30 protein-coding genes are annotated in these 26,820 nt (G+C 68.8%); 20 read left to right on the forward strand and 10 right to left on the reverse strand.

From position 1 onward, the window contains the following. Positions 1–66 precede the first annotated feature (66 nt). Genes AB5I40_RS28240 through AB5I40_RS28250 form a run of 3 tightly spaced genes read left to right on the forward strand, consistent with a single transcriptional unit; the run spans position 67 to position 1,907 of the window. Positions 67–576, forward strand: coding sequence for a SigE family RNA polymerase sigma factor (locus tag AB5I40_RS28240; RefSeq protein WP_354740876.1), 510 nt, complete (start codon positions 67–69; stop codon positions 574–576). Then, positions 569–1,258, forward strand: a complete 690-nt coding sequence (locus tag AB5I40_RS28245; RefSeq protein WP_370933153.1) for a hypothetical protein — start codon at positions 569–571, stop codon at positions 1,256–1,258. The genes AB5I40_RS28240 and AB5I40_RS28245 overlap by 8 nt, the downstream gene beginning before the upstream one ends. A 37-nt stretch (positions 1,259–1,295) precedes the next feature. After that, positions 1,296–1,907, forward strand: coding sequence for a TetR family transcriptional regulator (locus AB5I40_RS28250; RefSeq protein WP_344266380.1), 612 nt, complete (start codon positions 1,296–1,298; stop codon positions 1,905–1,907). 6 nt (positions 1,908–1,913) lie between these two features. Here the strand turns inward: AB5I40_RS28250 and AB5I40_RS28255 are convergent, their stop codons facing one another. Then, positions 1,914–2,327, reverse strand: coding sequence for a Rid family hydrolase (locus AB5I40_RS28255; RefSeq protein ID WP_370933155.1), 414 nt, complete (start codon positions 2,325–2,327; stop codon positions 1,914–1,916). Between the two features lie 13 nt (positions 2,328–2,340). Next, entirely contained in the window at positions 2,341–2,997 is a 657-nt protein-coding gene (locus tag AB5I40_RS28260) for an HD domain-containing protein (RefSeq protein WP_370933156.1), read from the reverse strand. A gap of 72 nt (positions 2,998–3,069) precedes the next feature. Between AB5I40_RS28260 and AB5I40_RS28265 the strand changes: the two genes are divergently transcribed. Beyond that, complete coding sequence (locus tag AB5I40_RS28265) at positions 3,070–4,002, forward strand: GlxA family transcriptional regulator (protein ID WP_370933157.1); 933 nt, start codon at positions 3,070–3,072, stop codon at positions 4,000–4,002. Here the strand turns inward: AB5I40_RS28265 and AB5I40_RS28270 are convergent. The 3 genes from AB5I40_RS28270 to AB5I40_RS28280 are packed head-to-tail and all read right to left on the reverse strand — an operon-like array spanning position 3,978 to position 6,282. Continuing rightward, entirely contained in the window at positions 3,978–4,688 is a 711-nt protein-coding gene (locus tag AB5I40_RS28270; RefSeq protein ID WP_370940623.1) for a FadR/GntR family transcriptional regulator, read from the reverse strand. The two genes, AB5I40_RS28265 and AB5I40_RS28270, sit on opposite strands and share 25 nt — an antisense overlap. Then, positions 4,685–5,671, reverse strand: a complete 987-nt coding sequence (locus tag AB5I40_RS28275) for a lactonase family protein (RefSeq protein WP_370933159.1) — start codon at positions 5,669–5,671, stop codon at positions 4,685–4,687. Before AB5I40_RS28275 ends, AB5I40_RS28270 begins: the two co-directional genes overlap by 4 nt. Next, the gene (locus tag AB5I40_RS28280; protein ID WP_370933160.1) at positions 5,668–6,282 is read right to left on the reverse strand and encodes a bifunctional 4-hydroxy-2-oxoglutarate aldolase/2-dehydro-3-deoxy-phosphogluconate aldolase; all 615 of its coding nucleotides are present in this window, start codon (positions 6,280–6,282) and stop codon (positions 5,668–5,670) included. Before AB5I40_RS28280 ends, AB5I40_RS28275 begins: the two co-directional genes overlap by 4 nt. 80 nt (positions 6,283–6,362) lie before the next feature. Between AB5I40_RS28280 and AB5I40_RS28285 the strand changes: the two genes are divergently transcribed. The 7 genes from AB5I40_RS28285 (at position 6,363) to AB5I40_RS28315 (ending at position 12,875) form a co-directional block, all read left to right on the forward strand. Beyond that, positions 6,363–7,043 (forward strand): SDR family NAD(P)-dependent oxidoreductase, encoded by a 681-nt coding sequence (locus AB5I40_RS28285; RefSeq protein ID WP_370933162.1) that lies wholly within the window; start codon positions 6,363–6,365, stop codon positions 7,041–7,043. Positions 7,044–7,051: 8 nt separating this feature from the next. After that, positions 7,052–8,200 (forward strand): galactonate dehydratase, encoded by a 1,149-nt coding sequence (dgoD, locus tag AB5I40_RS28290; RefSeq protein WP_370933163.1) that lies wholly within the window; start codon positions 7,052–7,054, stop codon positions 8,198–8,200. A gap of 34 nt (positions 8,201–8,234) precedes the next feature. Then, a complete protein-coding gene (gene purB / locus AB5I40_RS28295; protein WP_370933165.1) occupies positions 8,235–9,662 on the forward strand; it encodes an adenylosuccinate lyase in 1,428 nt (475 codons plus the stop codon). A 145-nt stretch (positions 9,663–9,807) separates the two neighbouring features. Then, positions 9,808–10,611, forward strand: coding sequence for a substrate-binding periplasmic protein (locus AB5I40_RS28300; RefSeq protein ID WP_370933166.1), 804 nt, complete (start codon positions 9,808–9,810; stop codon positions 10,609–10,611). 20 nt (positions 10,612–10,631) lie between these two features. Further along, positions 10,632–11,393 carry an ABC transporter substrate-binding protein gene (locus AB5I40_RS28305; protein ID WP_370933167.1) on the forward strand — a complete coding sequence of 254 codons (762 nt, stop codon included), beginning with the start codon at positions 10,632–10,634 and terminating at the stop codon, positions 11,391–11,393. A gap of 4 nt (positions 11,394–11,397) precedes the next feature. Further along, a complete protein-coding gene (locus AB5I40_RS28310) occupies positions 11,398–12,138 on the forward strand; it encodes an amino acid ABC transporter permease (RefSeq protein WP_370933169.1) in 741 nt (246 codons plus the stop codon). Beyond that, a complete protein-coding gene (locus AB5I40_RS28315) occupies positions 12,135–12,875 on the forward strand; it encodes an amino acid ABC transporter ATP-binding protein (RefSeq protein WP_370933171.1) in 741 nt (246 codons plus the stop codon). The genes AB5I40_RS28310 and AB5I40_RS28315 overlap by 4 nt, the downstream gene beginning before the upstream one ends. On the opposite strand, the gene AB5I40_RS28320 is transcribed toward AB5I40_RS28315, so the two are convergent. Continuing rightward, entirely contained in the window at positions 12,835–13,356 is a 522-nt protein-coding gene (locus tag AB5I40_RS28320) for an NUDIX domain-containing protein (RefSeq protein WP_370933172.1), read from the reverse strand. The two genes, AB5I40_RS28315 and AB5I40_RS28320, sit on opposite strands and share 41 nt — an antisense overlap. 86 nt (positions 13,357–13,442) lie before the next feature. Here AB5I40_RS28320 and AB5I40_RS28325 point away from each other — a divergent pair, with 86 nt between their 5' ends. Next, positions 13,443–14,330, forward strand: a complete 888-nt coding sequence (locus AB5I40_RS28325) for an MOSC domain-containing protein (protein ID WP_370933174.1) — start codon at positions 13,443–13,445, stop codon at positions 14,328–14,330. Here the strand turns inward: AB5I40_RS28325 and AB5I40_RS28330 are convergent. Continuing rightward, positions 14,213–15,007, reverse strand: a complete 795-nt coding sequence (locus tag AB5I40_RS28330; RefSeq protein ID WP_370933175.1) for an S-adenosyl-l-methionine hydroxide adenosyltransferase family protein — start codon at positions 15,005–15,007, stop codon at positions 14,213–14,215. The two genes, AB5I40_RS28325 and AB5I40_RS28330, sit on opposite strands and share 118 nt — an antisense overlap. Positions 15,008–15,054: 47 nt before the next feature. On the opposite strand from AB5I40_RS28330, the gene AB5I40_RS28335 reads away from it, so the two are divergent. The 6 genes from AB5I40_RS28335 to AB5I40_RS28360 all read left to right on the forward strand — a co-directional run bounded on the left by AB5I40_RS28335 (position 15,055) and on the right by AB5I40_RS28360 (position 20,604). Then, positions 15,055–15,936 carry a phosphoribosylaminoimidazolesuccinocarboxamide synthase gene (locus tag AB5I40_RS28335; protein WP_370933177.1) on the forward strand — a complete coding sequence of 294 codons (882 nt, stop codon included), beginning with the start codon at positions 15,055–15,057 and terminating at the stop codon, positions 15,934–15,936. Positions 15,937–16,010: 74 nt separating this feature from the next. After that, positions 16,011–16,832: a helix-turn-helix domain-containing protein gene (locus tag AB5I40_RS28340; RefSeq protein WP_370933178.1), complete on the forward strand. Its 822-nt coding sequence runs from the start codon at positions 16,011–16,013 to the stop codon at positions 16,830–16,832. Positions 16,833–16,862: 30 nt separating this feature from the next. Further along, a complete protein-coding gene (locus AB5I40_RS28345; RefSeq protein WP_370933180.1) occupies positions 16,863–17,699 on the forward strand; it encodes a patatin-like phospholipase family protein in 837 nt (278 codons plus the stop codon). A gap of 567 nt (positions 17,700–18,266) precedes the next feature. After that, the gene (locus AB5I40_RS28350; RefSeq protein ID WP_370933182.1) at positions 18,267–18,797 is read left to right on the forward strand and encodes an NADPH-dependent FMN reductase; all 531 of its coding nucleotides are present in this window, start codon (positions 18,267–18,269) and stop codon (positions 18,795–18,797) included. Between the two features lie 144 nt (positions 18,798–18,941). Next, complete coding sequence (locus tag AB5I40_RS28355; RefSeq protein WP_370933184.1) at positions 18,942–19,805, forward strand: class I SAM-dependent methyltransferase; 864 nt, start codon at positions 18,942–18,944, stop codon at positions 19,803–19,805. Positions 19,806–19,905: 100 nt separating this feature from the next. Next, positions 19,906–20,604, forward strand: coding sequence for a DUF2334 domain-containing protein (locus AB5I40_RS28360; protein WP_370933185.1), 699 nt, complete (start codon positions 19,906–19,908; stop codon positions 20,602–20,604). Between the two features lie 2 nt (positions 20,605–20,606). Here AB5I40_RS28360 and AB5I40_RS28365 read toward each other — a convergent pair whose 3' ends face one another. Then, positions 20,607–21,242 carry an MBL fold metallo-hydrolase gene (locus tag AB5I40_RS28365; RefSeq protein ID WP_370933187.1) on the reverse strand — a complete coding sequence of 212 codons (636 nt, stop codon included), beginning with the start codon at positions 21,240–21,242 and terminating at the stop codon, positions 20,607–20,609. A gap of 199 nt (positions 21,243–21,441) precedes the next feature. On the opposite strand from AB5I40_RS28365, the gene AB5I40_RS28370 reads away from it, so the two are divergent. Together AB5I40_RS28370 and AB5I40_RS28375 are read left to right on the forward strand one after the other, a co-directional pair. Then, positions 21,442–22,938, forward strand: coding sequence for an aldehyde dehydrogenase family protein (locus AB5I40_RS28370; protein ID WP_370933189.1), 1,497 nt, complete (start codon positions 21,442–21,444; stop codon positions 22,936–22,938). Positions 22,939–22,947: 9 nt separating this feature from the next. Beyond that, on the forward strand, positions 22,948–24,117 hold the full coding sequence (locus AB5I40_RS28375) for a lactate 2-monooxygenase (protein WP_370933190.1): 1,170 nt from the start codon (positions 22,948–22,950) through the stop codon (positions 24,115–24,117). A gap of 21 nt (positions 24,118–24,138) precedes the next feature. On the opposite strand, the gene AB5I40_RS28380 is transcribed toward AB5I40_RS28375, so the two are convergent. Together AB5I40_RS28380 and AB5I40_RS28385 are read right to left on the reverse strand one after the other, a co-directional pair. Then, the gene (locus AB5I40_RS28380) at positions 24,139–24,480 is read right to left on the reverse strand and encodes a hypothetical protein (protein ID WP_370933192.1); all 342 of its coding nucleotides are present in this window, start codon (positions 24,478–24,480) and stop codon (positions 24,139–24,141) included. 53 nt (positions 24,481–24,533) lie between these two features. Then, the gene (locus AB5I40_RS28385; RefSeq protein ID WP_370933193.1) at positions 24,534–26,651 is read right to left on the reverse strand and encodes a prolyl oligopeptidase family serine peptidase; all 2,118 of its coding nucleotides are present in this window, start codon (positions 26,649–26,651) and stop codon (positions 24,534–24,536) included. Positions 26,652–26,820: the final 169 nt, after the last annotated feature.

The raw sequence follows: 26,820 nt of genomic DNA on the forward strand, positions 1-26,820 counted from the left end.
TGCAACCGTGGACGCCCCCGGATCCGTCCCTTCACCGGACATGGCCAGAGCGGAGCTGCAAAGCGCGTGGACCAGCGCGACGAACAGGAGTTCGCGGAGTACTTCGCCGCGAGGAGGGACGCCGTGCGCCGGACGGCCTATCTGATGTGCGGGGATTGGCACAAAGCCGACGACCTCGCGCAGACGGCGTTCGTCGCGTTGCACCGGAGGTGGAAGAAGATCAGAGACCGCGCGGCGACCGACGCGTACGTGCGCAAGACGCTCGTGCGTGCGGTCATCGACGAGTCCCGGCGGCCGTGGCGGCGGGAGCGGCAGACCGAAGTGCTGCCGGAGCCCGTGGACGACGGCCCGGGGCTCGCCGAACGTGTCGCGACGCGCGAGGACCTGCTCGCCGCGCTGAAGGAAGTGCCGCCGAAGCAGCGGGCGGTACTGGTGCTGCGGTTCTTCGACGGACTGGACGTCGGGGCCGCGGCGACAGCGCTGGGCTGCAGCGAAGGCAACGTCAAGAGCCAGACGGCGCGCGGGCTGGCGAATCTGCGTCAGGTGCTGGAACGGGAGGTGGAGACCAATGGATGAGCGGGAAGCCGAGACGTTGTTCTCCGCCGCTCCCGGCGAGGTGCCGCCTCCGACGTTCTCGGTGGAGGACGTGGTGCGCCGTTCCAAGCGCGAGACGGTGCGCCGGCGCAACCGGATCACCGCCGGCGCGGCGGCCGTGGTGGTGGCCGCCGGGTTCGGTACGTGGGGAATTGTCGGAATTTCGAGCGAGAAGTCCGATTCGATGGCGAATTCCGCGGCCGCACCGGCGCAACCCGGCGGACCGGCGGCGCGTCCTTTCAGCACTGGGGATGACTTCCCGGGTCAGCCGTCTCGGCAGGGAGCCGGCGAAACCGGGAGGACCGGCCCTCGGGTCGAAGGCACCTCCGGGTGCGGACGGGTGGACTGGGAGCTCGCCACAGCCCTCGCTGGCGAGCTCCCAGGCCACTTGAATGCCGCGCAGGCTTCCCCAGGCAGCGTTTGTACGACGTCGTCGCGCGGCGCGGGGTTCCCGCTTCCGGACGGCACGATCGGCGCGGCGGTGTTCGCCCGCGGTGCTGCGGTGAATGTGCCCACGCAACCGGCTGGAGCCGTCACCGTGCGTCAGCAAACTGGCAGCGGCGGGACTCTCGTGCTGGTCAGCGTGCCGGGGACGTCCGGGCATCCAGCACCGTACGCAACCGATCTGGCGCGCTTCGCCGCTTCGCTGGCCACCCGGTTCTGATCGGCGGCCCACAGCGCGGCTGGCAGAATGACCGGACATGACGGCAGCAGCCACCACCCCCAAGGGCGAGCGACGACGGGCAGCGCTCGTCGAAGCCGCCGCTGAGCTGCTGGCCGAGGGCGGCTTCGACGCGGTCCGGCACCGGGCTGTCGCGGAGCGGGCGGGCCTGCCGCTGGCCTCCACGACGTACTACTTCGACTCGCTGGAAGAGCTCGTCACCGCCGCGGTGGAACACCACGGGCAGACCGAACTGGCAAACGGACGACGGCAGCTCGACGACCTGACGACCCGGAACCGGGGCGTGCAGGCGACCGTGGAACTCGTGCTGGACATGCTGCTCGGCCCGCAGAGCGGCGACCCGGAGGCCGACGCCGAGGCGGTCCTGCTGCGCTACGAGCGCCTGGTCGCGACGGGGCGGCGACCGTACCTGCGGCCGTTGATGCGGACGTTGTCCCAGCAGCTCAACGAACTGCTGACGGAGATCTTCGCCCGCTCCGGGACACCGGTGGCCAAGGACGAGCTGGACCGGCTGGTCGCGCTGGTGGACGGGGCCGTGGTCAACGCGCTGATCGCGGTCGACCCGGCCCCGCGCGCCGCGGCCGGGCGGATGCTGCGGACCGCGCTCGCGGAGTCCGCTGGCGTCCATTGAGGACAGTCAGTCCGGGTATGCCGCGGTGGCGCGGATTTCGATCAGCAGTCCCGGGCTGGCCAGCCCGCTGACGCCGATCATCGACCACGCCGGGTAAGGCTTCGCGGTCACGAGGCGCTGCTTGGCTTCCAGGAAACCGGGCAGGTGCTGGTGGATGTCGACGTGGTAGCTCGTGATGTCGACCAGTGCGGAGAGGTCGAGACCTTCCAGGCGAAGGATTTCCTCGATCCGGCGGAGCGCGATCTCGGTTTGCTCCTCGATGGTTTCCGCGATCGCTCCGTCCAGGCGGCGGCCGATCGTCCCCGCGATGAACAGGAGATTTCCCGCGCGGACCGCGGCTGAGTAACCGAAGCGGGCGAAGGCGGATGCCCCGGACGGTCCGAAAACCTCGGAGTCCTCGGGGATTTCGACGGAGTGCATAGGGATCCCTTTCTCAGTTGCCCCAGCGGGAGGCGCTGGCGGCGCGTTCCAGCCGGGTTTCGCCGTCGGCTGCACGCTCGCGCAAGAAATCAGCGGGAACGGACGGCACCGGCGCGTTTTTCGGGTTTTTCGCGGCCTGCGCGACGATCGCGTCGGTGAGCGAGCGGACCATGTTCAGCCGGGGGTAGGCGGCGTGGATCGTTGTGGCCTGCTCGTCGGTGACCGCGGCGAGGTACTCGGAGCTGATCGGGCCGCCGAAGTCGACGGAGACCCCGGCGCGGGCGAGCAGGCACAGTTGGCCGCGGCGTTCCGCGATGCCGGCGGTGGTGTGCAGCGCGATGGCCTGCCAGACCTCGTCGGCGTCCGCGACGGAAATCCCTTGTTTGACAAGGAATTCCGCTGCGCGGTCCGCGCCTTCGACCTCGAAGCGTTCCACGTGCGGCCCGTCCGGTGCCACGCCGATGTCGTGCATGACGCACGCGGCGAACAGCAGGTCGTCGTCGTAGCCGGACAGCTCCAGCCGGTCGGCGACCAGCCGGGCGAACAGGTAGGAACGGACGCTGTGGTTGAACACTGACCGCGATTCCAGCGGGCGGACGACCTCGAGAACGGCGTCCGCCAGCGGAGTCGCTGGCAGTGCGGCAACCGGGTCCGGAAGGAGTTCGGTCATGCCGTCAAGCCTGGCCCGCGACGCCCTGACCTGGTGAGTGGCAAGTTTGCCGTACTTCGATAGAATCTTGCCATGACGGTGCATCGAGTCGCGGTGCTGGCCCTCGACGGGGTTCTCCCGCTCGACCTGGCGATCCCGGCGCAGGTGTTTCACGCGCGGCCGCAAACGCACTACGAGATGACGTTGTGCGCGCTCGGCCCGAAAGTCGCCACCAGCGCCGGGTTCGAACTGGCGGCCGAAGGCGGGATCGAGGAACTGCGCGCGGCGGACACGGTGATCGTGCCGGGCTACGACCCGATCCGGGAGACCCCGGAAGCGGCGGTCGAACTGCTGGCCGAGGCGCGCGACCGAGGACGGCGGGTGGTGTCCATCTGCACCGGCGCGTTCGCGCTGGCCGCAGCCGGAATTCTCGACGGCCTGCGTGCCACGACGCATTGGGAATACATCGACGAATTCGAGCGGGAGTACCCGTCGGTCCAGGTCGACCGGGATGTCCTCTACGTCGATGAAGGCGACGTGCTCACCTCGGCTGGCGTCTGCTGCGGCATCGACCTGTGCCTGCACATCGTGCGCCGCGACCTGGGTGCCGCGGTCGCGAATCGGATCGCGCGCGGGTTGGTCGCCGCTCCGCATCGGGAGGGCAGCCAGGCGCAGTACGTCCCCGCTCCGCTCGCGGACGCTGGCGACGCTTCGCTGTCCGCCACACGGGAATGGGCGTTGCAGCGACTGGACGAATCGCTCAGCATCCGCCTGCTCGCCCGACACGCGGAGATGTCGCAGCGGACTTTTCTGCGCCGCTTCGCCGAGGAAACCGGGACGACTCCGTTGCAGTGGCTGCTCAACGCGCGGCTCGGCAAGGCGCGGGAACTGCTGGAGTCCACGGATCATTCCGTGGACCGGGTGGCGCGGGACTGCGGTCTCGGCACTCCGGCGAACCTGCGGCTGCACTTCCGGCGGGTGCTCGGAACCACGCCGACGGCTTACCGGCGAGCTTTTACTTCCTGACCTGTCCGCTTGGCGTCGGCGGCGGATTTCACCAGCAGCTCCAGCATCGCGGTCTCCGCGCCGACCGGGTCGTGCGCGGCGATGGCGTCCAGCACCCGGCGATGGCTCGGCACCGGATCGTCGGTGGGACCGGCGCTGTGGACGAGTTTGTCCCGCTCCGCCAGGCCGATCGCGATGACGCGTTCGATCTGGAGCAGGAAGTTGTTGTGCGCGGCGGTCAACAGGCCACGGTGAAACGCCAGATCCGCCTCGACACTCGCTTCCAGGTCCGGTGCTTCCACCATCGCGTCGAGCGCGGACGTCAGCGCGGCAAGGTCTTCGGCGGTCGCCCGTTCTGCGGCCATCCGCGCTGCGGCGGGCTCGACCACAGCGCGTACCTCAGCCAATTCGTCCAGCAGACCAGCGTTTCCGCGTGCGGTGGTTTGCCAGCGCATGACGTCGGCGTCGAGAAGCTGCCAGTCCTCGCGCGGTTGCACGAACGTGCCGTGCTTCTGTCGTGCGCCGATCATTCCCTTTGCTGCCAACACCTTCAACGCTTCGCGCAGCGCGGTGAGGCTGATGTCCAGCTCCTCGCGCAGCGCGGGAAGATCCAGCACCATGCCCTCGCGCCATTCGCCGGACAGAATGCGCGCGGCGAGCGTTTCCACGGTCTGTCCGTGCAGGCCGCGAGGGCGATGGTCGGTCACCGGAGCGGAAGCACGCACGTCGGCGAGCCGGTCGGATATTTGCGGACCTCCGCGTTTCCCAAGTCCTTCAACGGAAAGACGGAAATGACGTCGTCCCGGAACGCGGCGGTGTAGCACGTTCCGTCCGCCACGGCGAAATTCCACGGGTACGCGCCGCACGGCTGATCAGCAGTCGCGCGCAGCGGATCCCCGGCGAACGACGTGATGCATTCCGGGCCGCGGTTCGACAGGTAGATCCCGGAATCGAGCACTTCCAGGTGTGCCACCAGGGAGTCGCCGCCGGCCGCGGTCGCCGGAGTCGCCGCGACGAACTCGAACTCTCCCGGCGACGTCTCCCGCACCGTGATCAGCTCGCCGGACAGTTCTCCCGCCACGTAAGCGATTCCGTCCGCGCCGCGCACGAGCTGGCGCGGTCCTGTGCCCGGCGGCAGCGACGAAACGGCCAGCGGAGTCAGCTTTCCTTCCGGAGACAGGGTGTAGCTGCGGATCTCGTCGGTGCCGAGATCGACGGCGCTCACCACGGAACTGTCCGCCGACGACACCGCCATGTGGACGTGCGGGCCTTCCTGCCGGTCGGCGCGCGGACCGCTCCCGGTGTGCTGCACCAGGTCGGTGCGGCCGTCGATCCGGCCGTCCTCGCGCAAGGCGAACACGGCCAGGCTGCCGCCGCCGTAGTTGGCGCACAACAGAAACCGGCCGTTCGGCGTCACCGCGAGGTGACACGGGCTGGCCCCGCCGGATTCCACCACGTCGAGCGCGACCAGGCCGTCGGCGACCGAAACGGAGGTGACCTCGCCGTAGCTCGTCTCGTTGGTCGCGTACACCATCGGCAGCGCGGGATGCTGGGTGAGCCAGGTCGGCGACACCATCGGCAACGTCGATTCCGCCGTCAGCTCGCCGCCGGAGCGTCGGAAAACCGCGATTCCCGTGCCGTTTCCGCCGGTTTCGGCGGTACGGCAGCCGACGAGTACGACGTCGCTCACGAGCTCTCCCTCACCAATGCGGCCACTCTGGCCCGGATGTCCTCAGTCGAACCACGGGTCAGCGCCGACCCGATCCCGCAGGCGACCGCGCCCGCGTCGAGCCAGCGTGGCACGTCCTCGGGAGCGATTCCACCCGTCGGCACCAGCGGGGCCTGCGGAAGCGCCGCGCGCACGTCCTTAATCCACTGCGGACCGAGCGCGGAAGCCGGGAAAACCTTTACGGCGTCAGCACCTTCCTCCATCGCGCGCACGATTTCGGTGACCGAACCGGTGCCCGGCAGCGCCGCGACGCCGTACCGATGAGCGGTACGCAACACCTCGGTGTGCAGTGACGGCGACACGAGAAACTGGGCCCCTGCCCGGATCGCGGCCGTCGCTGACGACTCGTCGAGCACCGTGCCCGCCCCGATCGTGGCGTCCGGATATGCGGCAGCCAGCTCCTCGATCGCGACGAGCGCACCCGCGTTCGTGAGCGGGACCTCGACCGACTTCAACCCGGCGTCGAGCACTGCCCGCGCGGCGGCGACGGCCGAGGCGGCGTCCGCTGTCCGCACGATCCCGACGACGCCCTGGCGCACTGCTTCGCGCGTGATCTCCCACCGGTATCCCATGCCGGCCAGCCTAGCAGGCAAATTATAAATTACTAATTATTCTTGACGGGCTCGCGGGCGTCCGTGCATGCTTCCGAACCATGCGCACTGCCGTGGTGACCGGCGCGGCGTCCGGGATCGGAGCCGCGACCGCCCTCCGTCTCGAAGCTGACGGCTACCGGGTGGTCGGCGTCGACCTCGCCCCGGTGCCCGGCGGCGTGCAAGGCGACGTGACCGAAGATGAGACGTGGCAACGCGTTCTCGAGCTGGCGGGCGAAGTCGACGCCGTGGTCAGCAACGCGTATCTGCCGACTTTGGGCCCACTGCACGAAACCGATCGCGCGCAATGGCAGCGGCAACTGGACGTGAACCTCACGGCGTCGTACCTGGCCGTCCGGACCTGCCTGCCTTCACTGCGCTCTCGGCGTGGCTCCGTGGTGCTCGTTTCCTCCGTACACGCGCGATTCGGCTTGCCCGGCCACCCGGCTTATGCGGCCAGCAAAGGCGCTTTGGTGTCTCTGGCCCGGCAATTGGCCGTGGAGTACGCGCCAGAGGTGCGGGTGAATTCGGTGCTTCCCGGACCGGTCGAGACCGAGGCGTGGGGCCGGGTGAGCGCGGAAGACCGCGCACGCAGCACCCGCGCGACGCCCGCTGGACGGCTCGGCGACCCGGCCGAAATCGCCGCGGTGATCGCGTTTCTGCTCTCGCCCGCGGCGTCGTTCGTCACGGGCGCCGAGCTGACCGTCGACGGCGGCTGGTCGGCCGCGAAAGATTCTGCTTAGGAGACGAAGTGCAGATCACCGGGATCGAGACGTTCCTCGTCGCGCCGCGCTGGTTGTTCCTGAAGGTCAGCACCGACGAGGGCATCAGCGGCTGGGGCGAACCGGTCGTGGAAGGCCGCGCCGGGACTGTCCGCGCGGCCGTGCACGAGTTGGCCGAGCTGGTCATCGGGAAGGACCCGCTCCGCATCGAGGACCACTGGCAGGTCCTGCGCCGCGGCGGTTTCTATCGCGGCGGTCCGGTGCTGTCCAGCGCGCTCGCCGGGTTCGACCAGGCGTTGTGGGACATCGCGGGCAAGGCGCGGAACGCTCCGGTGCACGAACTACTCGGCGGGCCGGTGCGTGATCGCGTTCGGGTGTATTCGTGGGTCGGCGGCGACCGTCCGTCCGGGATCTTCGACGCGGTGTCCGCGCAGGTCGAGCATGGTTTTACCGCCGTGAAGATGAACGTCGCCGGTCCTCTCGGACCGATCGCCACGCCCGCCGAAGCTCAGGCGGCACTGGCCCGTGCACAGGAGGCCAGGGAAGCGCTCGGCCCCGACCGGGACCTGGCGATCGACTTCCACGGCCGCGTCTCGCCCGCGATGGCGCGACGCTTGGTGAAGATGCTCGAAGAAGTACAGCCGATGTTCGTCGAGGAGCCAGTGCTGCCGGAACTGTCCGCCGACGTGGTGAGTTCGGTGGTCGAAGCCTCGACGGTCCCGATCGCGCTCGGGGAACGGCTGTTCTCGCGCTGGGAGTTCAAACCGGTGCTGGACGCGGGCGTCGCCGTGGTGCAGCCGGACCCGTCGCACGCGGGCGGCATCTCGGAGCTGCGCCGGATCGCCGCGCTGGCCGAGGTGTACGGCGCGAACCTCGCCCCGCACTGCCCGCTCGGCCCGATCTCGCTGGCCGCCGCGCTGCAGGTGGCGTTCGCGACGCCGAACTTCCTGATCCAGGAACAAAGCCTGGGCATGCACTATCACGATGGCCGCGAGCCGGTCGCGTATCTCGCCGATGACGCACTGTTCCGCTTCGTCGACGGCTATGCCGCGCGGCCGACTGCGCCTGGTCTCGGTATCGAGGTGGACGAGGAGGCCGTCCGCCGAGCCGACGAGACCGGCCATGCCTGGCGATCCCCAGTGTGGCGCCTCCCCGACGGCAGCCTCACGGAGTGGTGACCGCCCCGCTGACCTGCGCAGGTATCGTGGCCCCGTGACGCTCAAGCCCAGCATTCCGAACGTGCTCGCCGCCCGCTACGCCTCGCCTGAGCTGGTGGCGCTCTGGTCGCCCGAACGCAAGGTCGTGCTCGAGCGGCGGCTGTGGCTCGCCGTGCTGCGGGCACAGGCCGAGCTGGGCGTCGAGGTGCCCGAAGGCGTGGTCGAAGACTACGAGCGGGTGGTCGAGCAGGTCGACCTCGAATCGATCGCCGCCCGCGAACGCGTCACCCGGCACGACGTGAAGGCCCGGATCGAGGAGTTCAACGCCCTCGCCGGGCACGAGCACGTGCACAAGGGCATGACCTCGCGCGACCTCACCGAGAACGTCGAGCAGCTGCAGCAGCTGCGCTCGCTGGAACTAGTCCGCGCGCGCGTCGCCGCGGTGCTGTCGCGGCTGGCCGCGCTCGCCGTCGAGCACTCCGACCTGGTGATGGCCGGCCGCTCGCACAACGTCGCCGCGCAGGCGACCACGCTCGGCAAGCGCTTCGCGACCGCCGCCGACGAGCTGCTCGTCGCGTTCTCCCGGCTGGACAACCTGATCGAGCGCTACCCGCTGCGCGGCATCAAGGGCCCGGTCGGCACCGCGCAGGACATGCTCGACCTGCTCGGCGACGAGTCCACTTTGGACCAGCTGGAATCGCGGATCGCCGAGCACCTCGGCTTCGGCAACCGGTTCGTCAGCGTCGGCCAGGTGTACCCGCGTTCGCTCGACTTCGACGTGCTGTCCGCGGTGATCCAGCTCGCCGCAGCGCCGTCCAGCCTCGCCAAGACGATCCGGCTGATGGCCGGGCACGAGCTGGTCACCGAGGGCTTCAAACCGGGTCAGGTCGGGTCGTCGGCCATGCCGCACAAGATGAACACCCGCTCCTGCGAGCGCGTCAACGGGCTCGCGGTGGTGCTGCGCGGCTACCTGTCGATGATCGGCGAACTGGCCGGTGACCAGTGGAACGAGGGCGACGTCTCGGATTCCGTGGTGCGCCGCGTCGCGCTGCCGGACGCGTTCTTCGCGCTCGACGGCCTGCTCGAGACCTTCCTCACCGTGCTCGGCGAATTCGGCGCGTTCCCGGCCGTGGTCGAGCGTGAGCTTGATCGCTATCTCCCGTTCCTCGCGACCACGAAGGTGCTCATGGCGTCGGTGCGCCGGGGCGTCGGGCGTGAGACGGCTCACGAGGCCATCAAGGAGAACGCCGTCGGCGTCGCGCTCGCGATGCGCGAACGCGGCGCGGAGAACGACCTGCTCGACCGGCTCGCGGCCGACGAACGCCTTCCGCTTGACCGCGCTGACCTGGACGAACTCCTCGCCGACCGGATCTCGTTCACCGGCGTGGCCCCGCGTCAGGTCGAAGAAGTCGCGGCGCGCGTCGAGGACGTGCTCAAGCGATTCCCGGACGCCGCGCAGTACGCGCCGCAGCCGATTCTGTGAGTGCGCGCACGCCGTCCACGTGCTGAGACGGCATTACTCGATCGGGGGAAGCTTTTAGTCTTCGTGCCGAACCCGGAAGCGCCAGGCCGCCACCCCGCGGCCTGGCGCTTCTTGTCTGCGCACCCCGGATATTCAGGAAGAAGTCATGAGAAAGATCCTCAGCACGCTCGCCGTCGTTGTCGCCGCCACCGCGGGCCTTACGGCGTGCGGATCCTCGGACGCTTCCGGGGAAACCCTGCGCGTCGGCACCCTCACCGACGCCCCGCCCAGCATCTACCTCGAGAACGGCCAGTTCACCGGGTACGACAACGAACTCCTCCGGGACATCGCCAAGCGCGAGGGCTTCAAGGTCGACTTCGTCGGCACCGAGTTCTCCGGCCTGCTCGCCAAGGTCGCCGGCGGCCAGCTCGACATCGGCAGCTCGACGATCTCCGCGACCGCCGCGCGCAAGAAGACCGTGGCGTTCAGCAACGGCTACGACACCAGCTACACCACCGTCGTCAGCAAGAAGGGCGCCGCGCTGTCCGCCGCGAACTCGTTCGCGGGCAAGCGGGTCGGCGTCGTGCAGGGTTCGGTTCAGGACGAGTTCGCCGGCAAGCTCGCCGGTGCGCAGGTTGTCCGGTTCCCGGACTACAACGCCGGTTTCGCGCAGCTGAAGACCGGCGGCCTCGACGGCTGGGTCGTGCCGAAGGACATCGGGCAGAAGTACATCGACCAGAACCCGGCGCTGCCGCTCGAATTCGGCTACACCGTCGCGGACAAGGACACCCCGTCCGCCTTCGCCGTCGCCAAGTCGAACCCCGAACTGCTGAAGAAGATCAACGACGGCCTGGCCAAGGCGATCGCCGACGGCACCGCGGCCCGGCTGCACGCGCAGTTCTTCAAGCAGGCTCCGGTCGCGAAGGAGCTGGAGAAGGGCGGCCCGGGCCTCCCGGTGGCGAACTCCTGATGCCGGGGCACACTGGTGGCATGAAAAAACTGATCGTCACCGCCGCCACCGTGGCACTGGTCGCCGGTCTCACCGCGTGCGGTGGCGACGGCGGCGAGACCCTGCGGGTCGGCACGCTGAGCGATTCGCGGCCCAACGCGTATCAGGAGAACGGCCAATTCACCGGCTTCGACAACGAACTGCTGAAGGATGTCGCCGCGAAAGAGGGCCTGAAGCTGGAATTCGTGGCGACCGATTTCTCGGCGCTGCTCGGCAGCGTCTCGAACGGCCGGTTCGACATCGGCAGTTCGGCGATCGCGCAGACCGACGCGCGCAAGAAGACGGTGGCGTTCAGCGATCCGTACAACTACCAGTCGCTCGGCATCGAGGCGAAGGCGACCGCGGGCATCACGGACGAGAACTCGTTGTCCGGCAAGCGGATCGGCGTGGTGCAGGGCACGGTGTCGGACACCTGGCTGGCCTCGAACGCGCCGAAGGCACAGGCGGTCCGGTTCCCGAACGACGCGGCGGCGCTGAGCGCGCTGAAGTCGTCGGCGGTCGACGGCGCGGTGTTCGACCAGGTGTCCGCGGAGGACTACGCGACGAAAAACCCCGAGCTGAAGGTCACCAAGGCGATCACCACCAACATTCCGCACGGGTACGCGGTGCGCAAGGGCAACACCGACCTGCTGGCCAAGCTGAACGACGGCATCAAGAAGGCCGTCGCGGACGGTACTTGGGCCAAGGTGCACCAGCAGTTCGAGCCGAGCATTCCGGTTCCCGCGGACTTCAAGACGAAGTAGCCTGATGGATCAGTTTTTCGACACTTTCCTGAACTGGCAGTACATCTGGGAGGTTTTCCCGGACCTGCTCAAGACCGGCCTGCTGAACACCCTGATCCTGTCGGTGGCGGCGGCTGTCATCGGAACCCTGCTCGGCATGGTGCTCGCGGTGATGGGCCTGTCCACGAAGCGTTGGCTGCGCTGGCCCGCGCGGGTGTACACGGACATTTTCCGTGGCCTGCCCGCGATCCTGACGATCCTGGTGATCGGACAGGGCGTCGGCCTGCTCGCCCGCGGTTTGGTGGGCAACAACCCGTACCCGCTGGGCATCGCCGCGCTGAGCCTGATCGCCGCCGCCTACATCGGCGAGATTTTCCGGGCCGGCATCCAGAGCGTCGACAAGGGGCAGCTGGAGGCGAGCCGCGCGCTCGGCATGAGCTATTCCAAGGCGATGCTGCTGGTGGTGATCCCGCAGGGCGTGCGACGGGTGCTGCCCGCGCTGGTGAACCAGTTCATCGCGCTGGTGAAGGACTCGACCCTGGTGTACTTCCTCGGTTTCCTTACCTCGCAACGGGAACTGTTCCGGATCGGCCAAGACCTCGCGGCGAACACGGGCAACCTGTCGCCGCTGGTGGCCGCCGGTGTGGTTTACCTGGTGATCACGGTTCCGCTGACGCACCTGGTGAACTACATCGACAAGCGGCTGCAGACCGGCCGCAAGGTGACGGCGGAGAGCAACGAAATGCTCGCGGGTGGGACGATATGAGTACAGCGATTCGTTCGTCTTCGGTGGAACTGAAGGACATCCACGTCCGATTCGGGACGCTGGAGGTCCTGCGCGGGGTGAACCTGAAGGTGCCGAGCGGGAGCACCACGTGCGTGATCGGCCCGTCCGGTTCCGGTAAATCGACCTTGCTGCGCTGCGTGAACCGCCTGCAGGAGCCGGATAGCGGCGACCTGCTGCTGGACGGGGAAAGCGTCATCGCCTCGGATCCCGACGCACTGCGCCAGCGCGTCGGGATGGTTTTCCAGCACTTCAACCTTTTCGGGCATCGAAGCGTGCTGGACAACATCGTGCTGCCGCTGCGCAGCGTGCGCGGTCTGTCCAAAGAGGACGCTATCGAGGTCGCCCGGGCGCGCCTGGCGGAAGTCGGGCTAGCGGATAAGGCCCCGTACCGCCCGGCCGCGTTGTCCGGCGGCCAGCAACAGCGGGTGGCGATCGCCCGAGCGCTGGCGATGGAACCGGAAGTGATGCTCTTCGACGAGGCGACGAGCGCGCTCGACCCGGAACTGGTGAAGGGCGTCCTGGACCTGATGGCCGGGCTGGCTTCGCGGGGGCTCACTCTGATCGTGGTGACCCACGAGATGGGCTTCGCGCGGAGTGTGGCGGATGAGGTCGCGTTCATGGACGCGGGCCGGATCGTGGAGCAGGGGACGCCGGAGCAGGTGTTCGAGGCACCGGCTAGTCCTCGGTTGCAGCAGTTCTTGTCGCAGGTGCTGTAAGGGGTTGGCCGTTCTCGCAGAGGATGAACCGCTCGCCGGCCCGCGCGGCTTCGAAGGCAACTCGGAGCCGCCGGGCCAGTGACGGTGCGACTCGCTGAGTTGCCTCGTCGATCGGCAGCAGATGGACGGCCAGGATCTCCGGATCGGTGAGGGGCAGGCGGCCGGTTTCCTCGGCGGAGATGCGCCCGCCGTCGAAGATGAACGCGAGTCCTTCCGGCATCCGGCCGTCGTCCGGCGCGTAGTCGATGACCAGCAGCGGGCCGAGCGGGCGATCGAGCCCGATTTCCTCGGCCTGCTCCCTCCGTGCCGTGCGCCACGGCGGCTCGCCCGCGTCGCACACCCCGCCGGGTATGTCCCAACTGTCCTTATAGGACGGCTCGACAAGCAGGACGCGTCCGGTTTCGTCGCGGAGCAGGATGCCTGCCGACATCCGCTTCCGCGGCAGCGAGCGCACGTACTCGTCGAACGGCAGCAGCTCCACGGGTCCGCAGGATACCGGCGTCGCGGAGGTCCCGTGCGGGATCGTGCACCCCAATCCCCTTCGGACGAACAGGTACCGTGAACCTCATGGGGACGATCTCGCAGCTCACGTATTACCCGGTCAAAGGCTGCGCCGGCACGACAGTCCAGTCCGCCGACGTCACCCCAGCCGGTCTCGCGCACGACCGCGAGTTCATCGTCACCGCCCCCGACGGCGAGTTCCGCAGCCAGCGCCGCTCCCCGATCATGGCCGCCATCCGACCCCGCGTCCTGGACGATGGCACCCGCCTCACCCTGTCCGCGCCGGGGATCGAAGACCTGACCATCGAGGTCCAAAAGGACGGCCAACGACACCCCGCAGCCACCTTCAACTGGACCGGCGAGGGCGTCCACCAGGGTGCCGATGCCGCAGAGTGGTTCTCCACCGTCGTCGGCCAGCCGTCCGTGCTCCTCGGCGTCACACCCGAACACGACCGAGTGACGAGCGGCGAAACTCCCGGAACCGCGAGGTTCGCCGACGGGCACGCGATCCTCGTGATCTCCGAGTCCTCTTTGGACCACCTGAACGAACGAATCGCCGAGCGCGGCGCCGAACCCGTGCCGATGGACCGCTTCCGGCCGAACCTCGTGATCCGCGGCTGGGTGGAACCGCACGCCGAGGACTCGGTCCGGCGGATGGAAGCCGGCGGGGCCGAGTTCGCCTACGCGAAGCTGTGCGTCCGGTGCTCGGTGCCGATGGTCGACCAGGAAACCGGCAAGCGCTCCGGCCCAGAGCCGATTCGCTCGCTCGCCGCGTACCACCGCGATCCGGACGGCGGCGTCCTCTTCGGCATGAAGGCGGCGGTGACCCGGCCCGGTCAGCTGGCGGTCGGCGACGCGGTGATGGTGCATTCCTCGGCCGGCCCGATCCGCAACACCGAGGCCGCCGAGCCGCCGTTGACCGCGACGGCCAGCTTGCCCGCCGAGTCGGCGTAGACGAGGTTCGCGCCGCGGGGCACGTCGGCGAAGGTCCGGCCGATCGCGGCGGACACCGCGACGTGCTCGCTGTGCACCGTCACCTCACCGGTCAACCCGGTTAGGTCGAGGTCAGCGGGGGTGGCGGCGAGCTGGACGTTGCCGAAGTGGTCGACGGTCAGCACGTCCGAGACCAGCTTGCCCGGGAACGCGGCGACCATCGGTTCCGGCAGTCGGACCAGGTCGCGGATAGCGGGCCCGAAGGAACCAGGGTGCGCGCCGAGAGCGAGCTTCGCGGCAACTGGGGCGAAGATGTCTCGGCCGTGAAAGGTCGCGGACGTCGGCGTGCGCACATCGATCACGTACGCCGCGTACACGGCGCCTAGCGCCTCTGCGGCGGGTAGCAGCAGACCGTTGTCCGGGCCGACCAAGATGCCGTGCGTCGCGACCACCACGATGCCGCGACGCTCTGTACCGACGCCTGGGTCGACGACAGCGAGGTGCACGGCCTTAGGCAGCGACGGCACGGTCTGCGCGAGCACTGCCGCGCCTGAGCGTACCTGCTGCGGCGGTACGAGGTGAGTCACGTCGAGAACGCGTACGTCGGGCGCGATGCCGGCGATGACCCCGTGGCAGGCGGCCACGAAGCCGTCGTGCAGCCCGTAGTCGGAAGTGAACGAGATCCAGCGGTAGGCCATGACCTGCATCATCCTCGTAGTGCCGGCCGTCGGGTTAGGGTGCAGCAGTGACGACGCTCGCCGATTACCCGAAGATCGCCGCTGGAAAAGTCCGGGACCTGTACGCGGTGGGAGACGACCACCTGCTGCTGGTCACCTCGGACCGCATCTCCGCCTACGACTTCATCCTGGACACGCCTATCCCCGACAAGGGCCGCGTGCTCACGGCGATGAGCGTGTTCTGGTTCGAGCAGCTGTCGGACCTGGTCCCGAACCACCTTGTCGCGTACGACGACCCGCGCATCCCTGCCGAGGTGCGCGGACGCGCGCTGCTCGTACGCCGTCTCGACATGCTTCCGGTCGAAGCTGTCGCGCGCGGGTACCTCACGGGCTCCGGCTACTCGGACTACCAGCGTACGGGCGCAGTGTGCGGCGTAGAGCTGCCTAAGGGCCTCGTGGAGGCTTCGAAGCTGCCGTCGCCGATCTTCACGCCCGCGACGAAGGCGGCGTTCGGCGAGCACGACGAGAACGTTTCGTTCGACGCAGTGGTCGCGACTATCGGTGCGAAGCGCGCGGAGGAGCTACGCGAGGCGACGCTCGCTGTGTACCGCCGTGGCGCGGAAGTGGCGGCGAAGCGCGGAATCCTGCTGGCGGACACGAAGTTCGAGTTCGGCGTGGACGAGACGGGCGCGCTGGTGCTGGCGGACGAAGTGCTGACGCCGGATTCGTCGCGGTACTGGCCGGCGGAGGGGTACGAGCCGGGAAGGGTGCAGCCGTCGTTCGACAAGCAGTACGTGCGCAATTGGCTGACGGGGCCGGAGTCGGGCTGGGACAGGGCGTCGAACGTGCAGCCGCCGCCGTTGCCGGGTGAAGTGGTGGAGGCGACGAGGGGAAGGTACGTGGAGGCGTACGAGAGGATGACGGGGTTGTCGCTGGAGGAGTGGCTGTAGGACAGGGGAAAGAGCGAAGGGCCAGGGGGGAGAGAACCCCGAAAACTGTCGGCACCCCCTGACACACTGCAACCATGACCACACCGTACGCAACACCGCGCGCGAGGGCATTGGGCCTGGAGTTACGCGCGGCGCGGGAGAGAAGAAGACTGGGCGTAAGAGAGTTGGCCCGGTTGCTGGGGATGACGCCTGGTTTCGTGACGAATTGGGAAAGAGGACTGCGGCTGCCGAAGCCGGAGGACATCGGAGCGGTACTGGCGCACTGCAGGGTGATCGGGCCGGACCGCAGGCGAATAGTGGAGATGGCGCGAGGAGCGCGAGAGCAGGACTGGATAGACGGCGGCGGAGAAGAGCCGTACCTGGAGTGGGAGCGCACGGCGGACGCGGTGTTCGGCTGGGAGCCGGAGGTGGTGCCGCCGTTGTTGCAGACGAGCGGGTACGCGCGAGCGCTGCTGTCGAGTGCTTCGGGCGCTGTCGCGGACGAAGTGGAGGCGCGGGTAGCCGAGAGGCTGTCGCGGCGAGCGGTGCTCGATTCGGGCGCGCGGTGTGTGCTGGTGCTGGGGGAAACGGCGCTGCACAAGAGGATCGGCGGCGCGGACGCGATGGCGGAGCAGCTGCGGTACCTGCGCGAGCGGTTGGCGGAAGGCAAGGCCGAGGTGCGAGTGGTCCCGGCGGACCGGCACCCCGATCTGGGCAGGGGGTTCACGATTTTCGATTTCGCGGACCTGCCGTCGATCGTCCACGAGCGGTTGCTGCGGGAGAGCGCGAGCAGTTCGAGTCCCGCGCGGGTGGCGAAGTACCGCGAGGTGGCGGAAACGTTGCTGGAGCTGGCCTTGCCGATTCCCGAGACGGACGCCCTGCTTGAGTCGGCGCTCCGGAAATTGTCGGTGCCGTAGGGCAGAGTGGGTACCGGTGAAAGGAGCGGCATGAGCCGAGCTTTGGTGTTGGGCGGCGGTGGCGTCGCCGGGATCGCGTGGACGACCGGATTGCTGGCCGGGCTAGCGGAAGCGGGCCAGGACCTCACCGGAGCCGACGTGCTGATCGGCACGTCGGCGGGCGCGGCCGTGGCGGCGCAGCTGGGCAGCGGATTGCCGTTGCCGCAGCTGTACGCGCGGCAGACCGACCCGTCCTTGCAAGCGGCGGAGATCGCGGCCGAGTTCGACCCGGAAAAGTTCGGCGAGGATTTCGCCGCGGTGCTGGCCGACGGCAGCACCGCGGCGGAAATCCGCCGGGAGATGGGAAAGCTCGCCCTGGCCGCGGAAACCGTCCCGGAACCGCGACGACGCGCGGTGATCGAATCCCGCCTGCCGTCCCACGATTGGCCTGAGCGTGCGGTGAAAATCGTTGCGGTGGAAGCGGAAACCGGTGAGCCGATGGTGTTCGACCGCGCGTCCGGCGTCCCGTTGGTCGTCGCGGTAGAGGCAAGCTGCGCGGTGCCCGGCATCTGGCCGGTGGTGCCGATCAACGGCAAGCGCTATGTCGACGGCGGTGTCCGTTCCTCCGCGAATGCCGACTACGCAACAGGTTCTGCTCAGGTGACAGTGGTGGTCCCGATGGGCGCGGCGGAGCCCTTCCCGACGGAACGTCCGCTCGAACAGGTGCTGGCAGACCTCCGCGAGGCAGGCGCGAAGGTGGCGGTTCTGGAACCGGACGAGGCTTCAATCGCGGCGATCGGCCCGAACCCCCTGGACCCAGGAACCCGCGCTGCCGCCGCAGCGGCTGGATTGGCACAGGGGCAGCGGGGAGGGGTGGTGTGGGAGTGAGGTCGATGCGCGTGACAGCTCGCGGCTAATCGTCGCCTCGGCGGGCTGCGTGCCAGTTCCGGCGCGGGATCGCCGTGGTTTTGGTGGGCTGCGGGGTTGCTCTGCCGCAGGACGACCCTGGACTTGGCATGCTGCGCAGCTGCTCCGGCGCGGGATCGCCGTGGTTTTGGTGGACTGCGAGGTCGCTCTGGCACGGGGCGACCGTGGTCTTGGCATGTGCGCCAGTTCCGGCGCGGGGTGACCGTGGTTTTGGTGGGCTGCGTGACTGTTCTGGCCCGGGGCGACCGTGGTCTTGGCATGCTGTGCGGCTGCTCCGGCGCGGGTCCGGTCGCGGTCTGGATCCGGCTGTTTCAGGACCTGCGCTCGGCTGGAATCCGATCCTTCATGCCCGTCCACCGCCAAGCCTCTGCGCAGTTTGGCGCACCTCGAAGCGGGCTCGGCCTGAGGCACCCGCCGCCGGAGCTTGTCGTGCGGCGATTGCGTTCGCGCGGTCGCAGTGGGTGAACGTTCGGCACCTGCCGAAAAAGGCAACCCCGCCGAACCGTCCGCGCTGGCACACTGGGCTTCGTGATTCTGCTCATCAGCGGCAGTCTGCGGGCCGGTTCGGTCAATGCGGCTGTCATCGCGACCGCGGCTGGGTTTGCTCCGTCCACTGTGTACGGTGGGCTCGACGGGCTGCCGCACTTCAATCCTGATCTCGATCGGGATCCGTTGCCGGACGAAGTCGCGGCGTTGCGGGAGGCGATCGGGGCGGCGGATGGCGTCCTGTTCTGCACCCCGGAGTACGCCGGCGGCCTGCCGGGGTCGTTCAAGAATCTGCTCGACTGGACTATCGGCGGCGGTGAGATGTACGGGAAGCCTGTCGCGTGGATCAACGCGTCTTCGGTCGCCGCGCCGACTGGCGGTGCGGACGCGCACGAGTCCCTTCGCAAGACGCTCACCTACGCGGGCACCCGCATCGTCGACGACGCTTGTGCGCGGATTCCCATTCCTCGCCAGGCAGTCGAGAACGGGGCCCTCATCGATCCCGACCTGCGCGGGCGCGTCGCGGTCGCGGTGCGGCGGCTCGTGGAGGCAGCCAAACCGGGCAATCCGTGAGTTGCTGAGCCCAGTCGTGAAAACGGCCCCGGTCGCCACGGCGTGCCTTCCCCAGGGGAACAGCGACAGGTCCGGGCCATGGCAGGGTAGGCGAGCGCGAAAATCGGTGGCCCTGCGGCATTTGCCCGGTTAGCGTCCACAAGGGTGAGCTACGAGCATCCCCTCGCCTACCTCATCGGCATCGAAGGAGCCGCGTTGCTCCGCGCGTTCACAGGCGAGCACGATCGCGAGTTCGTTGAAGCGCGCCTCGCGGAAATCCGCGCGCTCCTAGCCGACGGAGACCTGGATGAAGGTGTCGAGGTAACTCAGCTCGCCCCGCGAGATGGTTACGCTCGTTGGGCCGCTGCGTATGACTCCGGCGAGAACGCTGCGTTCGCCGACGAACCCCATCTCACCAAGATCCTCGACACCATCCGGCCCGGTCGCGCGCTCGACGCTGCTTGCGGCACTGGGCGTCTCACCCGGCTCCTGGTCGAACGTGGTCACCACGTCGTCGCCGTCGATGGGTCCGCCGAGATGCTCAGCCACGCCAAGGCTGACTCGACGCTCGTCGCTGACCTGCACGAACTCCCGGTCGACGACGGTTCGCAGGATCTGGTGCTTTGTGGCCTCGCGTTGTCGCATGTGCCGGACCTAACGCCGGTGATCGCCGAGTTCGCGCGGGTTCTCGCTCCGGGTGGGCACCTCCTCCTGTCCGACGTGCATCCCGAGCAGGTCCAGCGTGGGTCGATTCCGTCCGTACGCGCGGCCGACGGTGCGCCAGCGAGGGTGCGCACGTATCACCATCGCGTCGGTGACTATCTGCGCGCGTTTCTCGCCGCGGGTTTCGCGCCGGTGAGTTGTCAGGAGCCGACGCCCGCGCATACCGAGCCGCGGCAGGTTCCGGGTGGTGGGCCGTGGGATCTCTGGCCGTGGTCGCTCAACGGGCTGATCCCGGAAGCGCTGGCTGCGGCAGCGAAGGACGTACCCTCGATGCTCATTTGGCACTGCCGCAAGACTGCTGCATAAACAGCACGCATACGGGGCGGTGACTGTCCGCCGCGTAAGTCTCACTCGTAGTTCACGGTGTGGTCAGGCAGTCGCCACACGGCTCCGGCGCAATGGTGGCGTGGATGCTCGCCTGCTGGTCTCGCTGTCCGGGGTCACCACGCGCACGCTGCACCGTTGTGCGCATCTGGCGGCCGAACTCGAACGTCGGCACGTCCCGCTGTCGATTCTGCACGTCGCGCGCACGGAGGACGGGCCCGTCACGGCCTGGGTCCGCACGCGCGCGGCGGCGGGCGACTCGGTGCTGCTCAACGGCTACGACCACCGCATTCCGCCGACGCATCGTGCGGTGCACCTGGGGCGCAAGGCCGAGTTCGCCATGCTGCCTGCGCACGAAGCGCGGCTGAGGCTTATCGCAGCGAAGGCGGCTCTCGACGCGACTGGCGTGACTGTCGACGGTTTCGCGCCGCCGCGGTGGCTCGCGTCGCCTGGCACGGTGCAGGCGTTGCGGGAGCACGGCTTCTCGCTGTGCGCCGACCAGAACGCTGTGCGGGACCTGGTGACCGGCGAGATTCGGCGCGCGCGGGTACAGGACTTCGCGAGCCAGTCGCACCGTACGGAGACTGTCCGCTGCTTCGCGCTCGTACTGGCCTCCGCCCGGGCCGCGCGCCGAGGCGGGCTGGTGCGGCTTGGCATTGACGCCGCTGACCTCAGCCGCCCCGGCTTGCGGCAGGCGTTGCTGGACGCGGTGGACGTCGCCCTCGAAAACCGGGCCTTCGGGAGCACCTACGGCTCCCTGCGTCACACCGCGCCCGCGTAGACCTAGACCTCCGTCGCGACGCCTCGTTCCAGCACCTGCACCTCGGTACCCTCCGGGGCGAGGTTTTGGAACAACCCGTAGTGCATCGCCGGGTTGGCCAGCACCGCCTCGTGGATCGGCACCGAGCGGCGCGGCGCGACCGCGCGCAGGAAGTCCACCGCTTCGCCGGCCTTCAGCCATGGTGCCCCGGTGGGCAGGCCGAGCACGTCGACCTTCTGCTCGGGCACGAAGAACGAGTCGCCCGGGTGGTAGAACGCGCCGTGGTCGACGAGGTAGCCGATGTTCGGGATCACCGGGATGTCGGCGTGGATCACCGCGTGCTCGCCGCCGACGACCGACACCGAGGTGCCGCCGAACTCGAACGCGTCGCCGGGGCGCGCGACCTCGAACTCCAGGTGCAGCTTCTCGATCGCCTCGGCCGAACCGGGGTCGACGATCAGCTTCGCGTCCGGGTTCGCCTTGAGCAGGCCGGGCAGCCGTTCGACGTCGAGGTGGTCGAAGTGCTGGTGGGTGATCAGCACCGCGGACAGTTCGCGCTCGGCCTCGAAGCCGGTGGAGAACGTGCCCGGGTCGAGCAGAATCCGCTCCGCGGCGGTCTCGAGCAGCACGCAGGAATGTCCGAAATGGACGATCCGCATCAGGTTTTCTCCTTACCAAGATCGGTCGGTTCAACCCTACGCCGCAGGCCCGGCCACGAGGGCGGCCAGCGAGGACTCCCGGTCGGAGGACTTTCCGCGCCTGCCCTCGGATGACATGCTGGCTGGAAGCCCGGGCAACTGTTGGCAGAGTGTCAGCAACCTCGTAGCCTGGGGGTTCACCGAGACGGGGAGAACGCCGATGACCGCGGTCCAGCCGAAGCCGACGCCCGTCGGCGAGACGTTCGATTCGCTCAGCCCGGCCACCGACGAGGTCGTCGGGACCTACCCGGTGCACACGGCCGAGCAGGTCAGCGCCGCCGTCGAGCGGGCGAGGGCGGCCGCGCGCTGGTGGGACGGCCTCGGCTTCGCCGGTCGCGCGGAGCGGCTGCAGCGCTGGAAGGGCGTGCTCACCCGGCGGCTGCCGCAGCTGTGCCAGGTCGTGCGGGACGAAACCGGCAAGCCGGTCGCGGACGCCCAGCTCGAGAGCGTGCTGGCGATCGAGCACATCGCGTGGGCGGCGAAGAACGCCCGCAAGGTGCTCGGCAAGCACCGCCGCTCGTCCGGCCTGCTGATGGCCAACCAGGCCGCGACCGTGGAGTACCTACCGCTCGGCGTCGTCGGCGTGATCGGGCCCTGGAACTACCCGGTGTTCACGCCGCTCGGTTCCATCGCGTACGCGCTGGCCGCGGGCAACGCCGTCGTGTTCAAGCCCAGCGAGTACACCCCCGGCGTCGGGAAATGGCTGGTCGACGCGTTCGCCGAGATCGTGCCCGAACAGCCGGTGCTGCAGCTGATCACCGGCTTCGGCGAGACCGGGGCCGCGCTGGTCGGCTCCGGCGTGGACAAGATCGCGTTCACCGGCTCGGCGGCCACCGGCAAGAAGATCATGGCCGCCGCCGCGAACACGCTCACCCCGGTCGTGATCGAGGCGGGCGGCAAGGACGCGCTGCTGGTCGACACGGACGCGGACCTCGAAGCGGCGGCTGATGCCACCGTCTGGGGCGCGTTCTCCAACTCCGGCCAGACCTGCATCGGCGTCGAGCGGGTCTACGTGCACGAACGCGTGGCCGACGAGTTCGTGGCGCGGGTCGTCGAGAAGGCGAAGAACGTGCGCGCGGGTTCGGACGAGGACGCGCAGTACGGCCCGATCACCATGCCCTCGCAGCTCTCGGTGATCCGCAGCCACATCGAGGACGCCCTGAAGCGCGGCGGAAAGGCGCTGGTTGGCGGCGTGGAGAGCGTCGGCGACCGCTACGTCCAGCCGACCGTGCTGGTCGACGTCCCGGAGGACTCCGAGGCTGTGCGCGAGGAGACGTTCGGCCCGACCGTCACCATCGCCAGGGTCCGCGACATGGACGAAGCGATCGAAAAGGCCAACGCGACCAAGTACGGCCTCGGCTCGACGGTGTTCTCGCGGGCACGCGGCGCCGAGCTGGCGTCGCGGCTGCGCGCGGGCATGACCTCGGTGAACGCGCCGCTGTCGTTCGCCGGCATCGCGTCGCTGCCCTTCGGCGGCGTCGGCGATTCCGGGTTCGGCCGGATCCACGGCCCGGAGGGGCTGCGCGAGTTCGCCCGTCCGAAGGCAGTGGCCCGGCAGCGGTTCACCGCGCCGCTCACCCTCACTTCCTTCTCCCGCAAGGAATCCACGGACGCACTGGTCGCCAAGCTGGTCACCGTCCTGCACGGCAAGCGCTGAGGAGAACTGTTGCCCGGCTTCGGCGATTTCCAGCACGAGATCTATTTCGCCGGGCTCTCCGGCCGCGTCCCGGACCTGCCGATGGCGTACGCGGAACTGGAAGCGCGTGCGGCACAAGCGCTTCCGCCGTCCGTACTGTCCTATGTGGCCGGTGGGGCGGGCGACGAGCGGACCCAGCGCGGGAATGTCGAGGCATTCGAGCGCTGGGGACTCGTCCCGCGGATGTTCGTCGGCGCGAACGAACGCGACCTGTCGGTGGACCTGTTCGGGATGAAGCTGCCGTCGCCGCTGTTCCTGGCGCCGGTCGGGGTGATCGGCCTGTGTGCGCAGGACGGCCACGGCGATCTCGCGACCGCGCGTGCCAGCGCGCGAACGGGCGTGCCGATGGTCGCTTCGACACTGAGCGTCGACCCGGTGGAAACGCTCGTCCCGGAACTGGGCGACACCCCGGGCTTCTTCCAGCTCTACACGCCGACCGACCGCGACCTCGCCGCCTCGCTCGTGCAACGCGCCGAGGCGGCGGGTTTCCGCGGCATCGTCGTCACGCTCGACACCTGGGTCACCGGATGGCGTCCGCGTGACCTGTCGACCGCGAACTTCCCGCAGCTGCGCGGGCATTGCCTGGCCAACTACTTCACCGACCCGGTGTTCCGGAAGCGGCTCGGCAAGGCCCCGGAGGACGATCCGGCGGCCGCAGTCGGGCTGTGGGCGCAGCTTTTCGGCAACCCGCTCACCTGGGAAGACCTGCCCTGGCTGCGGTCGCTGACGAAGCTTCCCTTGCTGGTCAAAGGCATTCAGCATCCCGACGACGCCCGTCGTGCCATCGACGGCGGCGTCGACGGGATCTACTGCTCGAACCACGGCGGACGGCAGGCCAACGGCGGTCTCCCGGCGCTGGACTGCCTGGCCGAGGTGGTCGACGCCGCGAACGGCACGCCGGTCCTGTTCGACTCCGGCGTGCGCTCCGGAGCCGACGTGGTGAAGGCGCTGGCTTTGGGCGCGACCGCGGTGGGCGTCGGCCGCCCGTATGCGTGGGGCTTGTCGTTGGCTGGTGAGGACGGCGTTGTCCATGTTCTGCGTACCTTGCTCGCTGAAGCTGACTTGATCATGGCTGTCGACGGTTATCCGACGCTTAAGGACCTCACCCGCGAGGCGCTGCGGCGGGTCGGCCAGGCCTGAGACAGCGCCTGGCCGCCCGCGTCACGAGGGGAGGAAGTACCCCTCGCTCTCATCCCACGGCAGATCGAAATCGTCGAGGTGCACGCGCCATTCCGCGTCCGGAAGAGCGCGGCGCAACTCGGTCACCGAGCCCAGCACGTGTTCGAGCACCGCCATCATCCGGTCGGGATCGAACGGGATTTTGGTTGACCCGGCCACAATCTCGTCCGGCTCGCTGCCGCCTTCCTCGTACAGGTAGAGGGATTCCTCGTCTGGGTAAGGGAAAGACGACTGGCGGGCGGTGACGATGCGTTCGATAGCCGCTGTCTCGGTCGGGGTGAGCGCGGTCGCCCGGCTCGCGTCGTAGTAGAGGGAAGTGCTCATGACAGGAACCGTAGCGACGGGGTCCGACAAAAACGGGCAATGTCGACAAACCGTTAGGCGAACAGCTCGCTGAGCAGCTCCGGGTCGAGCACGATCGGCGCGGGCCGGTACGCCGGCGGCTGCTCGCCCATCAGTTCGCGCACCAGGAAATCCCAGCCGCGGGCGCGAACATAGGACAGGCAGTCGATGAACACGTGCTCGGCGCCGGGAACGATGAGCAGCTCGAAGTCCTTGTTCGCCGCGATCAGCCGATCCGCCAGCCGGAGCGTGTTGTCCGGATGCACGCGGTCGTCCATCTCGCCGTGCACGAGCAACAGCTTGCCCGCCAACCGATCCGCGATCTCCACATTGGACGATGCCGCCCACGCCTGCGGATTGTCCGCGCCGTCGTAGGCCTCCACGAAGTCCAGGCTGAAGTGCTGCGCGTCGTGCGAACCGGACAACGCGACGCCGACCCGGTAGACTTCGGGGTAGTCCAACATCGCCCGCACAGTCGCGAATCCGCCGCCGGAATGCCCGAACGCGCCCACACGGTCCAGATCCATCCACGGTCGCGTCTCGGCGAGCTGCCGCATGGCCGCGAGGTGGTCGTCCAGGCTGCCCGCGTCGGCGAGCTTGCCGTAAGACGCGTCGTGGAACGACTTGTTCCGGCCCGGCGTACCGCGTCCGTCCACGGCGAGCACCACAAAGCCAAGCGCGGCAAGGGGTTCCGCGTCCAGGCCCATGCCGCCCGGGTCGAAGGACGGCGAGGTCCGGGTGACCTGCGGGCCGGGGTAGATGTTGTCCACGACCGGGTACTTCTTCGCCGGATCGAAGCCGTGCGGCCGGTACAGTACGCCGTAGATGTCGGTAACCCCGTCGGCCGCCTTGACACAGAACGGTTCCGGCGGCGTCCAGCCGGTCGCGGCGAGCTTCGTGATGTCCGCCCGCTCCAGCTCGACCAGTACGCGGCCGGTCCAATCGCGGACCGTCGCCACCGGCGGGGTGTCCACAGTGGACGCCGAGTCGACGAAGTACGCCATGCTGTCCGGCATCGTGACGGCGTGGTCCAGCGCATCGTCGGTCACCTTGGCGAATCCGGTGCCGTCCAAGCCGATCCGGCACACCGTGCGCCGGTACGGATCCTCCGCGACCAGCCCGGACGCGACGAAGTACACCGTCTCCCCGTCGACGTGCAGGATCTGCCGCACCGCCCAATCCCCGGACGTGACCTGGTTCAGCAGCTCGCCGGTGTGCAGGTCGTAGCGGTACAAGTGGCCCCAGTCGTCGCGCTGCGAGTACCACAGCACCTCGTTCTCCAGCACGCGCACGATTGGCGGCTCGTACAGCCACTGGTTGGGCTCGACGCGGGTCGGCCCGGTTTCGCTGAGCACCGTGGTGACCTCGCCGGTCACCGGGTCCATCCGGTGCAGGCTGAGGGTGTGCCGATCGCGCGGCTGGCGGAGGAAGTACACCGCCGAGCTGTCCGCCGCCCACCACGCCCACTTGGCCATCACCGGCGACATCATCGGCGCGAGCAGCGGTTCAGCCTGCGCGCGGACCACCGTGCCGCTGGCGACGTCCAGCACCACCAGTTCGGCCAGCGCCATGTGCTCGTCGCCGGTGTAAGGGTAGCGCTGGGTGTGCAGCGCCGGTGCGCTGCCGTAGGCGGGCCGGGCTTCGAGCAGATGCGTCTCGCGGACCTCGCGCTCGTCCGTCCGGTGAGTCAGCACCTTCGTCGAATCCGGCGACCACGTCACGGCGGGCGGCAGGTGCGGCAGCCCGAACTTCCGCAGCAGGGTGCTGTTGCCGAGGCTTTCCGGGTTGGTGCCGTACTGGTAGCCGGGCGCGCCGTCGCTGGTCAGCGGCCATTCCCGGGCGCCGGAAACCGCCCAGAGGTCCGCGCCGCGCGGGGACACCGCGACCTTGCCGTCCGGCGAGGGCACGTCCAGCGGGGCGCCAGGAGGCGGCACGGCAGGCAGCGTTGTCGGGTCGAAGCCCGGGGTGCGGGTGCCCGCGGCCGGGTCGACGAGGAAGAACTGCTTGCTGTCGCCGTGGTTCACGGCGTACCAGAAGCGCGCGCCGCCGTCGATCCACTGTGGACGGACGCGGTCGCCGACGACCAGCTCGCCGGGGCGGGCGGGGCGGCGCAGGAGCAGTTCGGCGGTTTGGTAGTTCTCGGTGGCGGGCACGCTCGGGTTCCTTCCCCCAGTTGTTTCTGACCCGAGAAACGCTACGTTGCGTTTCCAGATTCTGCCAACACGCTTGTTGCGTTTTCAAGGGATATACGCAGGTGGAAGGCAGTGCATCGTTGCAACGAGGGCTAAGGTCAACGCAACGGGAGTGTTGCAATGGGGGTAA

The organism is Amycolatopsis sp. cg13 (assembly GCF_041346965.1).
Lineage (GTDB): Bacteria > Actinomycetota > Actinomycetes > Mycobacteriales > Pseudonocardiaceae > Amycolatopsis.

Coding starts and splice junctions, on each gene's coding strand:
- AB5I40_RS28300 (WP_370933166.1), top strand. CDS start 9,808: ATGAGAAAGATCCTCAGCACGCTCGCCGTCGTTGTCGCCGCCACCGCG.
- AB5I40_RS28260 (WP_370933156.1), bottom strand. CDS start 2,997: ATGACCGAACTCCTTCCGGACCCGGTTGCCGCACTGCCAGCGACTCCG.
- AB5I40_RS28345 (WP_370933180.1), top strand. CDS start 16,863: ATGAGCCGAGCTTTGGTGTTGGGCGGCGGTGGCGTCGCCGGGATCGCG.
- AB5I40_RS28310 (WP_370933169.1), top strand. CDS start 11,398: ATGGATCAGTTTTTCGACACTTTCCTGAACTGGCAGTACATCTGGGAG.
- AB5I40_RS28265 (WP_370933157.1), top strand. CDS start 3,070: ATGACGGTGCATCGAGTCGCGGTGCTGGCCCTCGACGGGGTTCTCCCG.
- AB5I40_RS28325 (WP_370933174.1), top strand. CDS start 13,443: ATGGGGACGATCTCGCAGCTCACGTATTACCCGGTCAAAGGCTGCGCC.
- AB5I40_RS28280 (WP_370933160.1), bottom strand. CDS start 6,282: ATGGGATACCGGTGGGAGATCACGCGCGAAGCAGTGCGCCAGGGCGTC.
- AB5I40_RS28255 (WP_370933155.1), bottom strand. CDS start 2,327: ATGCACTCCGTCGAAATCCCCGAGGACTCCGAGGTTTTCGGACCGTCC.
- AB5I40_RS28370 (WP_370933189.1), top strand. CDS start 21,442: ATGACCGCGGTCCAGCCGAAGCCGACGCCCGTCGGCGAGACGTTCGAT.
- AB5I40_RS28250 (WP_344266380.1), top strand. CDS start 1,296: ATGACGGCAGCAGCCACCACCCCCAAGGGCGAGCGACGACGGGCAGCG.
- AB5I40_RS28340 (WP_370933178.1), top strand. CDS start 16,011: ATGACCACACCGTACGCAACACCGCGCGCGAGGGCATTGGGCCTGGAG.
- AB5I40_RS28365 (WP_370933187.1), bottom strand. CDS start 21,242: ATGCGGATCGTCCATTTCGGACATTCCTGCGTGCTGCTCGAGACCGCC.
- AB5I40_RS28285 (WP_370933162.1), top strand. CDS start 6,363: ATGCGCACTGCCGTGGTGACCGGCGCGGCGTCCGGGATCGGAGCCGCG.
- AB5I40_RS28315 (WP_370933171.1), top strand. CDS start 12,135: ATGAGTACAGCGATTCGTTCGTCTTCGGTGGAACTGAAGGACATCCAC.
- AB5I40_RS28380 (WP_370933192.1), bottom strand. CDS start 24,480: ATGAGCACTTCCCTCTACTACGACGCGAGCCGGGCGACCGCGCTCACC.
- AB5I40_RS28245 (WP_370933153.1), top strand. CDS start 569: ATGGATGAGCGGGAAGCCGAGACGTTGTTCTCCGCCGCTCCCGGCGAG.
- AB5I40_RS28305 (WP_370933167.1), top strand. CDS start 10,632: ATGAAAAAACTGATCGTCACCGCCGCCACCGTGGCACTGGTCGCCGGT.
- AB5I40_RS28330 (WP_370933175.1), bottom strand. CDS start 15,007: ATGGCCTACCGCTGGATCTCGTTCACTTCCGACTACGGGCTGCACGAC.